This window comes from Isoptericola sp. BMS4 (assembly GCF_011634835.1).
Classification (GTDB): domain Bacteria; phylum Actinomycetota; class Actinomycetes; order Actinomycetales; family Cellulomonadaceae; genus Isoptericola.
Genome location: NZ_SIRP01000001.1, coordinates 3,142,562 through 3,156,613 on the forward strand (window position 1 = coordinate 3,142,562; position 14,052 = coordinate 3,156,613).

The 14,052-nt window shown below is 75.8% G+C and carries 12 protein-coding genes; 7 read left to right on the forward strand and 5 right to left on the reverse strand.

Annotated features, from left to right (window positions below; genetic code table 11):
- Window positions 1-26: 26 nt before the first annotated feature.
- Window positions 27-2,282, reverse strand: coding sequence for an ATP-dependent DNA helicase RecG (locus EYB28_RS14260; RefSeq protein WP_240930567.1), 2,256 nt, complete (start codon window positions 2,280-2,282; stop codon window positions 27-29).
- Window positions 2,279-4,066, reverse strand: coding sequence for a DAK2 domain-containing protein (locus EYB28_RS14265; RefSeq protein WP_240930568.1), 1,788 nt, complete (start codon window positions 4,064-4,066; stop codon window positions 2,279-2,281). The genes EYB28_RS14260 and EYB28_RS14265 overlap by 4 nt, the downstream gene beginning before the upstream one ends.
- A 165-nt stretch (window positions 4,067-4,231) precedes the next feature.
- Between EYB28_RS14265 and rpmB the strand changes: the two genes are divergently transcribed.
- Together rpmB and EYB28_RS14275 are read left to right on the forward strand one after the other, a co-directional pair.
- Entirely contained in the window at window positions 4,232-4,423 is a 192-nt protein-coding gene (gene rpmB, locus EYB28_RS14270; protein WP_069984843.1) for a 50S ribosomal protein L28, read from the forward strand.
- A gap of 268 nt (window positions 4,424-4,691) precedes the next feature.
- Window positions 4,692-5,210, forward strand: coding sequence for a GNAT family N-acetyltransferase (locus tag EYB28_RS14275; RefSeq protein WP_166849143.1), 519 nt, complete (start codon window positions 4,692-4,694; stop codon window positions 5,208-5,210).
- 21 nt (window positions 5,211-5,231) lie between these two features.
- Here the strand turns inward: EYB28_RS14275 and EYB28_RS14280 are convergent, their stop codons facing one another.
- Complete coding sequence (locus tag EYB28_RS14280) at window positions 5,232-6,284, reverse strand: thiamine-phosphate kinase (RefSeq protein ID WP_166849145.1); 1,053 nt, start codon at window positions 6,282-6,284, stop codon at window positions 5,232-5,234.
- A gap of 52 nt (window positions 6,285-6,336) precedes the next feature.
- Here EYB28_RS14280 and EYB28_RS14285 point away from each other — a divergent pair, with 52 nt between their 5' ends.
- Entirely contained in the window at window positions 6,337-6,819 is a 483-nt protein-coding gene (locus tag EYB28_RS14285) for a DUF3515 family protein (RefSeq protein ID WP_240930569.1), read from the forward strand.
- 55 nt (window positions 6,820-6,874) lie between these two features.
- The gene (locus EYB28_RS14290) at window positions 6,875-7,294 is read left to right on the forward strand and encodes a VOC family protein (RefSeq protein WP_166849147.1); all 420 of its coding nucleotides are present in this window, start codon (window positions 6,875-6,877) and stop codon (window positions 7,292-7,294) included.
- Between the two features lie 36 nt (window positions 7,295-7,330).
- Here the strand turns inward: EYB28_RS14290 and EYB28_RS14295 are convergent, their stop codons facing one another.
- Window positions 7,331-8,512 carry a D-alanine--D-alanine ligase family protein gene (locus tag EYB28_RS14295; protein ID WP_166849149.1) on the reverse strand — a complete coding sequence of 394 codons (1,182 nt, stop codon included), beginning with the start codon at window positions 8,510-8,512 and terminating at the stop codon, window positions 7,331-7,333.
- 11 nt (window positions 8,513-8,523) lie between these two features.
- The gene (locus EYB28_RS14300) at window positions 8,524-10,113 is read right to left on the reverse strand and encodes an AMP-binding protein (protein ID WP_166849151.1); all 1,590 of its coding nucleotides are present in this window, start codon (window positions 10,111-10,113) and stop codon (window positions 8,524-8,526) included.
- Window positions 10,114-10,353: 240 nt separating this feature from the next.
- Here EYB28_RS14300 and EYB28_RS14305 point away from each other — a divergent pair, with 240 nt between their 5' ends.
- The 3 genes from EYB28_RS14305 to EYB28_RS14315 all read left to right on the forward strand — a co-directional run bounded on the left by EYB28_RS14305 (window position 10,354) and on the right by EYB28_RS14315 (window position 14,026).
- Window positions 10,354-11,736 carry a hemolysin family protein gene (locus EYB28_RS14305; RefSeq protein ID WP_166849153.1) on the forward strand — a complete coding sequence of 461 codons (1,383 nt, stop codon included), beginning with the start codon at window positions 10,354-10,356 and terminating at the stop codon, window positions 11,734-11,736.
- On the forward strand, window positions 11,733-12,746 hold the full coding sequence (locus EYB28_RS14310) for a hemolysin family protein (RefSeq protein WP_166849155.1): 1,014 nt from the start codon (window positions 11,733-11,735) through the stop codon (window positions 12,744-12,746). The genes EYB28_RS14305 and EYB28_RS14310 overlap by 4 nt, the downstream gene beginning before the upstream one ends.
- Window positions 12,747-12,835: 89 nt before the next feature.
- Window positions 12,836-14,026 (forward strand): acyl-CoA dehydrogenase family protein, encoded by a 1,191-nt coding sequence (locus EYB28_RS14315; RefSeq protein WP_166849158.1) that lies wholly within the window; start codon window positions 12,836-12,838, stop codon window positions 14,024-14,026.
- Window positions 14,027-14,052: the final 26 nt, after the last annotated feature.

Consider the following 14,052-nt stretch of genomic DNA (forward strand, 5'->3'; position numbering starts at 1 on the left):
CACGACCGTCGAGGATAGGTCACCCGTCACGCGCGCTCGAGGAACTCCTCCTGCTCCTCGTCGAGCTGCTCCGCGATCGCCCCTGCGAGCTCCGGGTGGTCCGTGAGGTCGGGGTCGGCCGCCACGACGGCGGTCGCCTCGGTGCGCGCGTCGGCGATGAGGTCGGCGTCGGCGACGACCCGCAGCAGCCGCAGCGAGCTCGACCTGCCCGACTGCGCGGCACCGAGCACGTCGCCCTCGGAGCGCAGCTCCAGGTCGAGGGCCGCGAGCTCGAAGCCGTCGGTGGTGCGTGCGAGCGCCTCGACGCGCGCCGCGGCCGGCGTCCCCGGGCGCGCGGTCGACACCAGGAGGCACAGGCCCGGGTCGGCTCCACGGCCGACCCGGCCGCGGAGCTGGTGCAGCTGGGAGACGCCGAACCTGTCGGCGTCGAAGATCACCATCACGGTGGCCTGCGGCACGTCGACGCCCACCTCGACCACGGTCGTGGACACCAGCACGGGCGCGGCACCCGAGGCGAAGCGCGCCATCGCCTCGTCCTTGTCGGCGGGCGCCATCTGCCCGTGCAGCACGCCGATCTCCACGCCGTCGAGCCGGGGCAGCTCCCGCAGCGACTCGGCGACCTCGAGCACGGCCCGCAGGGGCGCCCGCTCGTCGCCGGCGTCGGGCCCGGCGACGTCGAGGAACTCGGGCACCTCGTCGAAGTCGCCGTCGCCCGTGCCCTTCGCCCCGGCCCCGCCCTCGTCGTCCGGGTGGATGCGAGGGCAGACCACGTAGGCGCGCCGGCCGGCGTCCACCTCCTCGCGCACGCGGTCCCAGACCCGCTCGATCCAGCGGGGGTTGTCGGCGGGGACCACGTGGGAGGTGATGCCGGACCGGCCCGCCGGCACCTCGGACAGCGTCGAGGTCTCGAGGTCGCCGAAGACGGTCATCGCGACCGTGCGCGGGATCGGGGTGGCGGTCATGACGAGCAGGTGCGGGGCGCTGCGCGCCTTGGCCCGCAGCGCGTCGCGCTGCTCGACGCCGAACCGGTGCTGCTCGTCCACGACGACGAGACCGAGGTCGGCGAACTGCACCTGGTCGCCGAGCAGGGCGTGGGTGCCCACGACGATCCCGGCCTCGCCGCTCGCCGCGGCCAGCAGGGACTCCTTGCGCGCGGCCGCGGGCTGCGAGCCCGTCAGCAGGGCCACACGGGTGCCGTTCGCCGCGCCGCCGAGGAGCCCGCCCTCGGCGAGCGGGCCCAGCATCCGGCGCAGGGAGCGGGCGTGCTGCGCGGCCAGCACCTCGGTCGGGGCGAGCAGCGCGGCCTGCCCGCCGGCGTCGACGACCTGGAGCATGGCCCGCAGCGCGACCACGGTCTTGCCGGAGCCGACCTCGCCCTGCAGCAGCCGCTGCATGGGCCGCGGCCGCGCCAGCTCGGCGGCGATCTCCTCGCCGACGGAGCGCTGCCCCTGCGTGAGGGTGAACGGCAGCGCCGCGTCGAAGTCGGCGAGCAGGCTCGCCTCGTCGTCGCCCCGCGGGGGCCGGGCGGTCGCCGCCTCGGTGCTGACGCGGGCACGGCGCTGCGCGAGCACCGACTGGAGTACGAACGCCTCCTCGAAGCGCAGGCGGCGCCTGCCCTCCTGCCAGTCCGTGTCCGTGCCCGGCACGTGCACGGCCCGCAGGGCGTCCAGGCGGGAGCCCAGCCCGAGGCGCGCACGGACCTCCTCGGGGACGGGGTCGGGGACGTCGGCCGCGGTGAGCGGGTCGAGCACGGTGCGCACGGCGCGCTGGATCCGCCAGGTCGGCACGGACGCCGTCGCCGGGTAGATCGGGATGGGCCGGGAGGCCTCGATCATGGCCTCCTCGTCGTCGTCCGCGTGCACGCCCACCAGGACGTAGTCCGGGTGGGTCAGCTGGCGCCGGCCCCGGTACTCGGAGACCACGCCGGTGAAGAGCCCCGACCGGCCCGGCCGCAGCCGGTCCTCGTGCGGGCGCAGCGCGCCGGCGCGCTTGGCGAAGAAGGTCAGGGCGAGCTGGCCGTGCCCGTCGGTGACCGTGGCCTGCAGCAGCGCGCCGCCGCGCGAGCGCATCTGCCGCACGGTCGCGCTCTGCACGCGCGCCATCACGGTCACGTGCTCGCCGAGCTGCAGCTGCTCCATGTCGGTGAGCCGGCCGGGCTCGGAGTACCGCCGCGGGTAGTGCCGCAGCAGGTCGTCCACCGTGACGATCCCCATCGCGGCCAGCGGGCCGGCGGCGCGCTTGCCGAGGGTGGTCGTCAGCGGCTCGGTGAGGCGCGCGGTCACGGGACCACCCCCTCCGGGGTGCCGGGGGCCTCGCCCTCGACGAGCGGCTCGACGCCGATCCCGACGCGGTCCCCCGGCCTCCCGGTGCGCATCACGACGACGTCCGCGCCGCCCGAGACGGCCTCGGCACGCGCCGCCAGCATCTGCACCGTGGCCTCGGGCACGGCCTCGTCGGGCAGGAGGGTCACGATGGCGGTGGGCGAGCCCGCCACGAGCCGCTTGACGATGGCGCCCACCGCGACCGCGGGCCCCGCGCCGACACGCAGCCCGGTCACGACCTCGCGCACGGCCGCCGGCACGTCGACGGTGCCGTCGTCCGCGCGGGCGTCGTCCAGCGCCGCCGCCAGCGCGGACATCCCGGACACGATGTGGGCGTCGCTCGGCGCCGGGACCGTGACGATCTCCGGCGGCGGGGAGCCGCCGGGGTCGGCGGCCGCGGCGACGAGGGCGGGCATCCCCGCGAGGAGCCGGTCGGGCGCGAGCACGAGCACGTGCGGCGTGCCGGCGCCGAGCGCCGCCGCGGCGAGGTCGTCGGCGGTCGGGGGCACGTCCAGGTCGAGCACCACGACGGCCCCGGCGCGGGCGAGCTCGGCGGCGAGCGCCGGCGCGCCCGTCGTCACCACGACCGTCCACCGCTCGGGCGGGACGGCCAGGTGGCGCACCGACACCCGGGACACGGCCCCGCGCGAGACCCACCGCCGGGCCACGCCCAGCGCCGCGTCGAGGTCCGCGGTGTGCACATGCGCCTGCCAGAGGGACTCCTGGGTGGCGGGCCGCGCCGCCCCGGGCTCCGTGCCCGACCCGCCGGTGCCCTCGTCCGTCTCCTCGTGTCCCGTGGTGTCCGTGGTGTCCGCGGTCTCGCCGCCGCCGACGACCACCACGGAGCTGCCGACGTCGTCGAGGTCGGCGCGCAGGGCGTCGGCCACCGCGCCCGGGCGGAAGCCGACCGCGGTGGCCGACCGCTCCAGCACGAACATCAGCTCGACGTCGTCGGCCGCCGCCTCCTCGGGCCGGGCGTCCGCGTCCGTGCCCGCGTCGGCGGGGGCGGCGTCCGCGGGCTCGGCGTACCCCCGCAGGTCCATGTCCAGCAGCACGGGCGCCATGCTGCCGCCCGCCTCCGACACGGCGTCCGGCCGCTCGTCGTGCCCGGCGTCCACCTCCCGCTGCGCCGCGGCGAGCGAGCCGAGGACGAGCACGAGCCCGCAGGCCCCGGCGTCGAGGACGCCGGCGGCGCGCAGGGCGGCGAGCGTCCCGACGCTGCGGAGCGCGGCCTCGCGCGCCCCGCGGCGCGCGGCGTCGAGCACCGACAGGCGGGCGGGTGCGCCCAGCGGCCCCACCATCCCCCCGGCCTCGACATGCCGCGCGGACGCGGCGGCGGAGTCCGCGGCGGTGAGGATCGTGCCGGGAACCGGGTGGGCGACGGCCTGGCGCGCGGAGCGGGCGGCGACGTCCAGGGCGAGCCCGAGCGAGTCCCCCCGCGTCGCGGCCACGGTCAGGCCGCGGAGCCACTCGCTGAGGATCACCCCCGAGTTGCCCCGGGCGCCGAGCAGCGCGGACCGCGCCGCCAGCCGCAGCAGCCGCGCCCCGCCGGCGTCGGCGGGGGCGTCGCGGACCGCGGACGCCGCCTCCCGGGTGGTGAGGTACATGTTGGTGCCGGTGTCCCCGTCGGCCACGGGGAAGACGTTGACCCCGTCCAGCTCGCCGCGCGCCGCGGCGAGGGCGTCGGCGGCGGTGCGGAGCCACGAACGCACGACGGGCGCGGCGAGAAGCTCGGGCTGATCCACGCCCCCACGGTAGCGGCGGGGGGCGGTGACCGGACCCACGTTGAGGGGCACCGCTCGCATCGGCTATCCTCGTGTGGTTGCCCGGCCGGTCCGGGCTCCCCCAGACCACCGACCTCACGTCCTGCTGCCCTGGCGCGGGACGTGCACGACGATTCAGGAGACACCGTGGCTGCCAACTGCGACGTCTGCGGCAAGGGCCCGGGCTTCGGGCACAGCATCTCGCACTCCCACATCCGCACGAAGCGCCGTTGGAACCCCAACATCCAGCGCGTGCGCGCCGTGGTCGCAGGCACCCCCAAGCGGGTCAACGTCTGCACCTCGTGCCTCAAGGCGGGCAAGGTCACGCGCCAGGCGTGAGCCCGAGGTGACGCGACGGGTGGGGGCCGAGGAACGAGGCATCCGCCCGCAGCAGAACCGGCAGGCTCACGCCTCGACAGCACAGGCGTGAGCCTGGGCCGCACCGCCGTCTCGACGTTCGCACGACGCCCGCCGGGCCCGCCCGGCGGGCGTCGTGCTGCGCACGGGCGGGTCGTCCGGCGGCCCGACGACGACCAGCGCAAAGAATTCTTGAAGCGTTCACCAATACATGTTGGCCGACGGGGTACCCGCGTGGCAGGCTGGTCAGATGAGCGTGCAGACCGACAGTGAAGTGGTGATCCGGCCCGCCGCCGCCGACGACGCGGCGAGCATCGCGCGGGTGCACCTGATCTCCTGGAAGGGCGCGTACGCGTCCGTGCTGCCGGCCGAGTACCTCGACAGCCTCGACGCCGCCGACCGGGTCGCGGAGTGGCAGCGGATCCTGGCCGAGGGCAGCGCCACGACGCTGGTCGCCGAGGGCGACGGCCGGCTGCTCGGATTCGCCAGCTACGGACCCTGCCGGGACGAGGACGCCGAGGACGGCGACCTGGAGCTGTACGCCATCTACCTCGACCCGGAGGCCTGGGGCCGCGGCGTCGCCCGCGAGCTGATGCGGACGGTCCTGGCCGACGTCCCCGACGACGTCCCGATGTCGCTGTGGGTGCTCGCGCAGAACGACCGCGCCCACCACTTCTACCGCCGGCACGGCTTCCACCCCGACGGCATCGAGCGCATCGACGACATCGCCGACGTCCCGGTCACCGAGGTGCGCTTCCGCCGCGGCTGACGCCGCCCGGCCGACGGCCCGCTACCTCTCGAAGTGGTCCCAGCCGGGCCGGAGAGAAGGCACGGCGCCGTCGACGGTGGCCCGCGGCCCGTCGGCCGCCGACTCGCGTACCCGCCCGAGACGCCGGAACCCGGCCGGCAGCTCCGTCCCCGCGGGGAACGTGGCGAGCAGCCCGTGGTCCTCCCCGCCGCTCAGCACCCACGCGAGCGCGGCGTCGTCGCCGAGCCCCAGCAGGCGGGCGGCGGGCGCGACGTCCGCGGCCGCCGCGGCCAGTGCTCCGGCCTCCAGGTCCACCACGACACCGCTCGCGGCCGCCACACGGCCCGCGTCCCGCAGCAGCCCGTCGGAGACGTCGAGCATCGCGGTCGCCCCGGCGTCGGCCGCCGCGGGCCCGGCGGCGAGCGGCGCCCGGGGACGCAGGTAGCCGGCGACGCACCGCTCGGCCGCGCCGCCGGGTCCGCCCGCGCCCTCGGGCCCGGCGCCCTCTGCGGCACCGCCCCCGACGCCGCCCTGCAGGAGCGCCAGCCCCGCCGCCGACCGCCCGAGCACCCCCGCGTGGGCGACGACGTCGCCCGGCCGCGCACCCGAGCGCAGGACCGGGTCCCGGCCGGACAGGTCGCCGTGCGCCGTCACCGCGACGACCACCGCGTCCCCGCCGGACAGGTCGCCCCCGACGACCGCCGCGCCGACGGGGGCGCACGCGTCGGCCAGGCCGCGCGCCAGGCCGGTGACCCAGTCGACGGGCAGGTCCCCCGGCACGACCAGGGAGACCACGAGCGAGGTCGGCACCGCCCCCATCGCGGCCACGTCGGCGAGGTTCTGCACGGCCGCGCGCGCCCCGACGTCGTACCCGGTCGACCAGCGGCGGCGGAAGTGCCTGTCCTCGACGAGCACGTCGGTCGTCACCACGAACCGGCCGTCCGGGGCCGCCACGACGGCCGCGTCGTCGCCGGGACCCAGCAGGGTCGCCGATCCCGCAGGCAGCAGCGGGAACACCCGGGCAAGGAGGGCGGTCTCGGACAGGTCGCGCACGAGCGGCGCGCTCGCGCCGGGCGCGTCGGTGGCGTCGGTCACGGGCACGACCCTAAGCGGTCTTCCTCGCCCGCCCGGCGGGTACCGTGGTCACGTGCTCGGACGCCCCCTCTCCCGCCGTGCCGCGGCCGCCGCGCTCGGCGCGCTCGCCGTCGTGCCGCTGGCCGCGTGCACCCCGATGATCGGCGCCTCGCCGGCTCCGGACGCGGCGAACCCCGACTGCGCCCCGGTGATGCTCGCGCTGCCCGACACGCTCGCGGGCGACCTGGACCGGGCGAAGACCAACGCGCAGGCGACCGCCGCGTGGGGCGAGCCCGGCGCCGCGGTCACGCTGCGCTGCGGCGTCACCCCTCCCGGCCCGTCGGCGGACTGCCAGTCCGTGGAGGGCCCGAAGGGCTCGGTGGACTGGATCGTCCAGGCCTCGGAGGACGGCACGTGGCGGTTCGCGTCGTACGGGCGCGACCCGGCGGTCGAGGTCGTCGTGCCGCCCGCCGTGACGGCCGACCACTCCACGTCTTTCATCGCGGACCTGGGACAGGCCGTCGGCACCGTCGAACCCACCGCCACCTGCTCCTGACCCGCCGACACGGTGCCCTCGGCCCCGTGTCAGTAGCCCGTGGCAGGCTCCCGGCATGGATCAGCGCCTGAGCCTCGTCACCCTCGTCGTCGCCGACCTCGCCGCCACGCGGCGCTTCTACCGCGACGGGCTGGGCTGGGAGCCCTTCATGGACGTGGCCGAGGAGGTGCTGATGCTGCGGGTCGGAGAGCACCTGCTGCTGTCCCTGTGGGACGAGGCGGCGGCGCTCGAGGAGATCGGCCCGGTGACCCGCGGCGGCACTCCCCCGGTGACGCTCGCCCACAACGTCGGGGCCCCGGAGCAGGTCGATGCCGTGCTCGCGGACGCCCGCCGGGCGGGCGCCCCCACGGTGTCCGACGCGACGCAGCGCGAGTGGGGCGGCTACTCCGGGTACTTCACCGACCCGGACGGGTTCATGTGGGAGGTGGCCTACGCGCCCGGCCCGGTGGGCGACCTCGTCGTGCCGCGGGCCTGACCGGCGCCCGACCGGCCCACGCTCGGCGCAGGCCGCTCAGCGCAGGCCGGTCGGGCGTCGCAGGGCGAGCTGCACGAGCTCGTCCACCAGCTCGGGGTACGTCATGCCCGAGGCCTCCCACATGCGCGGGTACATCGAGAACGGGGTGAACCCGGGCATCGTGTTGATCTCGTTGACGATCACGCGCTCGTCGGGCGTGACGAAGACGTCCACCCGGGACAGCCCCTCGGCCTCGACCGCCTCGAAGGTGCGCACCGCCGCCGCCCGGACCTCCGCGACGACGTGCTCGGGCAGGTCGGCCGGGCAGCGCAGGTCCACGTGCTCCTCGTCGAGGTACTTGGCCTCGAAGTCGTAGAACGTGTGGCTGTCGTGGTCGACGACGATCTCGCCCGGCAGGGACGCCCGGGGGGCGCCGCCGTCGCGTCCGCCGAGCACGGCGCACTCGATCTCGCGGCCCTCGATCCCGGCCTCCACGATCACCTTGGGGTCGTGCCGCTGGGCGGCCGCGACCGCGGCCGGCAGGTCGACGAGGTCGTCGACCCGGGTGATGCCGAGCGACGACCCGGCCCGCGCGGGCTTGACGAACAGCGGCAGGCCGAGGGGCTTGACGGCGGCCAGCACGGCCTCGCGGTCCCGCTCCCAGGCTCCGGGGCGGATCACGGTGTACGGCCCGACGGCCAGGCCCTCCCCCGCGAGCACCAGCTTCATGAAGTGCTTGTCCATGCCGACCGCCGAGGCCAGCACGCCCGCGCCCACGTAGTGGACGTCGGCGAGCTCGAGCAGACCCTGCACGGTCCCGTCCTCGCCGAAGGGCCCGTGCAGCACGGGGAAGACGACGTCGACGTCACCGAGGACGGCCGGCACCTGCCCGGGCTCGAGCACCCGCAGCGACCGCTCGCCCCGGGCCAGGGAGAGGACCACCTCGGCGCCCGACTCGGCCGTGACCTCGGGCAGGTGCCCGTCGGTGATCTGCCAGCGCTCCGGGTCGTCCGCCGCGAGCACCCACCGGCCCTCGCGGGTGATGCCGACGGGGATCACGTCGTAGCGGTCGCGGTCGATCGCGCGCAGCACCCCGGCCGCGGTCGCGGCGGAGACGGCGTGCTCGCCCGACCGGCCCCCGAACAGCACGGCGACGCGCGTCCTGCGCGGCGCGCCACCGCCCTCGGGGACGGCGGGGACCGGGCTGGTGGTGGACTCGGGGGTGGCGTCGGCGGACATCGCGCCCCAACCTACCGGAGTCGGCGGGCGCGCAGCTCCTTGCGCAGGATCTTCCCCGACGCCGACTTCGGGACGGCGTCGACGAACTCGACCGCCCGCACCTTCTTGTACGGCGCGACCTGCTCGGCGACGAACGACCGTACGGCGTCCTCCGTCAGCCCGCTGCCCTCGCCGCGGACGACGAACGCCTTCGGGACCTCGCCCGACTCGGTGTCCGGGACGCCGACGACCGCCGCGTCGGCGATCCCCGGGTGGGTCAGCAGCAGCGCCTCCAGCTCGGCGGGCGCCACCTGGTACCCCTTGTGCTTGATGAGCTCCTTGAGCCGGTCGACGACGTGGAACACGCCCTGCGAGTCCACCGTGACGACGTCGCCCGTGTGCAGGAACCCGTCGGGCTCCAGCGTGTCCCGGGTGGACGCCTCGTCCCCCAGGTAGCCGACCATGACGTTGGGGCCCGCGCACAGCAGCTCCCCCGGCGCGCTGGTGCCGCTGTCCGGCTGCTCGATCTCGGCCCCGGTGGCGGGGTCCACGACCCGCGCGGACATGTTCGGCACCAGCAGGCCCACCGAGCCGGCTGAGACGTCGGGGCGATCGACGGGGATGACGTGCGACACCGGCGACATCTCCGACATGCCGTAGCCCTGCATCACGCGGGCGCCCGGGAGGCGTGCCGCCACCGCCGCGGCGAGCTGCTCGTCGAACGGCGCCGCGCCCGACATGAGCACGCGCACCGCCGAGAGGTCGCGGCCGGCCGCGGCCGGGTGCTTGGCCAGCGCCAGCGCGATCGGCGGAGCGACGAACAGCACCGTGGCACGGTGCTCCTCCACGACCCTGAGGTACTCGGCCAGGTCGAACCGCGGCAGCGTGACGAGGGTCGAGCGCTGGTACACGGCCCCGTTCATCAGCACCGTCATGCCGTAGATGTGGAAGAACGGCAGCACGGCGGGGATCACGTCGTCGCGCGTGAGCGGGATGTACGCCTCCGTCTGCAGCACGTTCGCCACGAGGTTGCGGTGGGTGAGCATGACGCCCTTGGGCAGCCCGGTCGTGCCGGACGAGTACGGCAGCACGGCCAGGTGCGTCGCCGGGTCGAACGACACGTCGGGTGCCGGGTGCCCGGCGGCGAGCAGGTCGGCCAGCGCCGGGTGTCCCTCGGCGCCGTCGAGCACGACGACGTCGTCGGCCCCGAGCCCCGCGGCCCGCGCGCCGGCCTCCGCGGCCTCGAGCAGCGGGGAGACCGTGAAGAGCGCCCTGGCGCCGGACGCGACGAGCTGCTTGCCCACCTCGGCGCCCGTGGCGAGGGCGTTGACCGTCGTCACCGTGGCGCCCGCGCGCAGCAGACCGTGGAAGACGGCGACGAACACCGGGACGTTCGGGCTGTGCAGCGCGACGACGTCGCCGACGCCGAGACCGCGCGCCGCGACCGCCCCCGCGACGGCGTCGACCTGGCCGCGCAGCGCGCGGTAGGTGGTCTCGGCCCCGGTGGGCCCGTCGGCCACGGCGACCCGGTCCAGGTCGGCGTCGTCGAGGGAGGCGAACAGGACGTCGTACAGGCTGGCGTCGGGAATCTCCACGTCGGGGTGGGGGCTGCGGATGACCATCGTCGGTCCCTTCGTCCGGGGCCCGGTCCTCGTCGACCGGTGCGGGGAGCGTAGCGCCGGGAACCCCCGGCGACACCCGTGCGTTGATGGAGCCGTGGAAACCACGACCGACATCCCGGTCGCCGCGGCGGACGAGTCCCCGGCGCCCGACGACCCCAGTCATAGTCCCGGCCCGGGGACCGCCCGCTCCCGACGAGCCGCGGCGACCCCGGACCCCCGACGAGCGGCGGTGCGCCTCCGGTGACCGCGCTGCTCTCACTCCTCCTCGGGCTCCTCGTGATCCTCGCGATCACCGCGGCGACGGCGTACTTCGTCGCTCAGGAGTTCGCCTACATGACCGTGGACCGCTCCCGGCTGGCCGCCCGCGCCGAAGCCGGCGACGCGTCCGCGACGCGCGCCCTCGCCGTCACGCGCCGCACCTCCTTCATGCTCTCCGGCGCCCAGCTCGGCATCACGGTGACCGGCCTGCTGGTCGGCTACGTGGCCGAGCCGCTGGTCGGCGACGCGCTCGGGACCATGCTCGGCGGCGTGGGTGTGCCCACCGGCGTCGGCGTGGCCGTCGGCACCGTCACGGCGCTCGTCGTCTCGACGCTGGTGCAGATGCTCTTCGGCGAGCTGTTCCCGAAGAACCTCGCGATCGCCCGGCCGGAGCCGACGGCGCTGCGGCTGGCCGCGTCGACCCGCGTGTACCTCGCCGCGCTCGGCTGGCTCATCACCGTCTTCGACAAGGCGTCGAACGCCCTGCTGCGGCTGCTGCGCATCGAGCCGGTGCACGACGTCGAGCACTCCGCGACGGCGCGCGACCTCGAGCACATCGTGGCCGACTCCCGGGAGAGCGGCGACCTGCCCGACGAGCTGTCGGTGCTCCTGGACCGGATCCTCGACTTCCCCGACCGCGACGCGGAGCACGCGATGATCCCGCGCTCGCGCGTCGGCACGGTGGAGCCGGGCCTCACGGTGGGAGAGCTGCGTCGTCTCATGGCCGGGGGCCACTCCCGCTATCCCGTGGTCGACGGCGAGGACCAGGCGCTCGGCGTCGTCCAGCTCACCGACCTCCTGCGCACGGGCCTCGCCGACGACGCACCGGTGACCGACCTCATGCGGCCGGTCACGGTGCTGCCGACCCTGATGGCGCTGCCGGACGCGCTCGCCGAGCTCACCCGCACCCGCAACCAGCTCGCCGTCGTCGTCGACGAGTACGGCGGATTCGCGGGCGTGCTCACCCTCGAGGACCTCGCGGAGGAGCTCGTCGGCGAGATCACCGACGAGCACGACCAGGCGGAGCCCGCCACCGTCACGCCGGAGGGCGAGGACACCTGGGTGATGGGCGGCGACGTCCACCTGGACGAGGCGGAGCGGGCGCTCGGGCACGACCTGCCGCGCGGCGACCACGAGACCGTCGCCGGGCTGCTCATCGCCCAGCTCGGCGCCCTGCCGCGCGCGGGCGACCGGGTGACCGTCGAGCTGCCGCCCGACCCGGCCGACCTCGCGCACGACACCCCCGTGACCCGGCACCTCGAGGCGGAGGTGCTCGCCGTCGAGCGGCACGTGCCGCACCTGGTCCGGGTGACGCTGCACGAGTCGACGGACGCCGGCGACGACGTCGAGGAGGAGGCCCGATGAGCGACCCGTGGGTGGTCCTCGCCGCGACCGTCGTCATCATCGCGCTCAGCGCGTTCTTCGTGGCGGTGGAGTTCGCCCTGCTGGGCGCGCGCCGCCACCGTCTGGAGGACGCCGCTTCCACCAGCCGGTCGGCGCGGGCGGCGCTGCGCAGCTCGTCCGAGCTGACGCTGCTGCTGGCCGGGTCGCAGCTCGGCATCACCGCCTGCACGCTGGCGCTGGGCGCCGTCACCAAGCCCGCGGTGCACCACTGGCTGACGCCGCTGCTCGCCGGCTGGGGCATGCCCCACTGGGTGGCCGACGTCGCCGGCTTCGTGCTCGCCCTGGTCCTCGTGACGTTCCTGCACCTCGTGGTCGGCGAGATGGCGCCGAAGTCGTGGGCGATCGCCCACCCGGAGGCGTCGGCGACGCTGCTCGCGCTGCCGATGCGGGGCTTCATGTGGCTGACGCGTCCCGTGCTGCGCTGGCTCAACGCGCTGGCGAACCGCTGCCTGCGGCTGGTGGGCGTCGAGCCCGTGGACCACGTGGAGGGCGGGCAGGACCCGGCCGCCCTGCGCCACCTCGTGGAGCACTCGACGAACGTCGGCGCCCTGGACGCCCGCTACTCCGCCCAGATCTCGGGCGCGCTGGAGCTGGAGACGCTGACCGTCGACGCGCTGGTCGAGCCGGGCTCGGTGCCGACGTCGGTGCCGGCGGGCGCGACGGCGGCCGACGTGCGGGCGGCGTCGGTGGCGTCGGGCCATCTGCGCATCCTGCTGGGGCGCGGTGCCGACGTGCGCGGCGTGGTGCACGTGCGCGACACGCTGCTGCTCGACGACGACGCGCCGGTGGACGGCGTGGCGCGGCCGGCGTTCGTCCTCGACGCGACGACGACGGTGCACGCGGCGCTGTCGCAGCTGCGCGAGGCGGGCGAGCAGCTCGCGCTGGTGCGGCGCGACGACGGCACGGTGGGCGTCGTCACGCTCGCGGACGTGCTGCGCCGGCTGCTCCCGCAGCCCGCACCGGCAGGCTGACGCGCCCGAGGTCGAGGCGAGCGCCCGAGGTCGAGGCTCCGCGCCTCGACCTCGGGCGCGGACCTCGACCTCGCGGCTACCGTGGGTCCATGACGACCCCGTCGCCGTTCGAGGCGCCCCGCCAGATCCTCACCGACGACCTCTTGGACGCCGTCCGGTCGCGCGCCGCGACGCACGACCGCGAGAACTCGTTCTTCGCCGACGACCTCGCGGACCTCAAGGCCGCGGGCTACCTGCAGGCGATGGTCCCCGAGCACCTGGGCGGCGCGGGGCTGACCCTGCGCGAGGCCGCCCACGAGCAGGCGCGGCTGGCGGGGGCGGCCCCGGCCACCGCGCTGGCGGTGAACATGCACCACGTGTGGGTGGGCGTGGCGCGCTTCCTGCACGAGCGCGGCGACGGCTCCCTGGACTGGCTCCTGACCGAGACGGCGCACGGCGAGGTGTTCGGCTTCGGGTACTCCGAGGCCGGCAACGACCTGGTGCTGCTCGGCTCGCGTACCGACGCCCGTCCCGACGGCGAGGGCGGCTACACGTTCCACGGCACGAAGATCTTCACGTCGAACTCCCCCGGCTGGACGCGGCTGGGCGTCATGGGCCTCGACTCGACGACGGACCCCGACGACCCGCGCATCGTGCACGCGTTCGTCACGCGCGACGGCGGCGGCTTCGAGATCAAGGACGACTGGGACACGCTCGGCATGCGCGCGTCGCAGTCGTGCACGACGGTGCTCGACGGCGCCCACGCGCCGGCCGACCGCGTGCTCCGGCGGATCGCTCCCGGCCCGAGCCTCGACCCGTACGTGCTGGGCATCTTCACCTCGTTCGAGATCCTGCTCGCCTCGGTCTACCTGGGGATCGCGGACCGCGCGCTCGACCTGGCCGTGGCGGCGGTGAACCGGCGCACGTCGATGAAGACCGGGAAGGCGTACTCCCAGGACCCGGACATCCGGTGGCGCGTCGCCTCGGCCGCCCTGGCCCTGGACGGACTGTGGCCGCAGCTCGACCTCGTGGCGGGCGAGGTGGACGCGCAGGTGGACGTGCGGTCCGGATCAGGCGCCGGGTTCTTCCGCTCGACGGCGGGCCTCAAGGTCCGCGTCACGGAGACGGCGCGCGAGGTAGTGGACCAGGCGATCCGCTGCTCCGGCGGGTCCACGTACTTCAACCGCTCCGAGCTCGGTCGCCTGTACCGCGACGTGCTCGCGGGGATCTTCCACCCGAGCGACGACGAGTCGGCGCACGCGACGGTGGCGCAGTCGGTCCTCGGCCCCCTGGAGGACTGAGCCGGGCGTCCGCGCACTCGCTACCA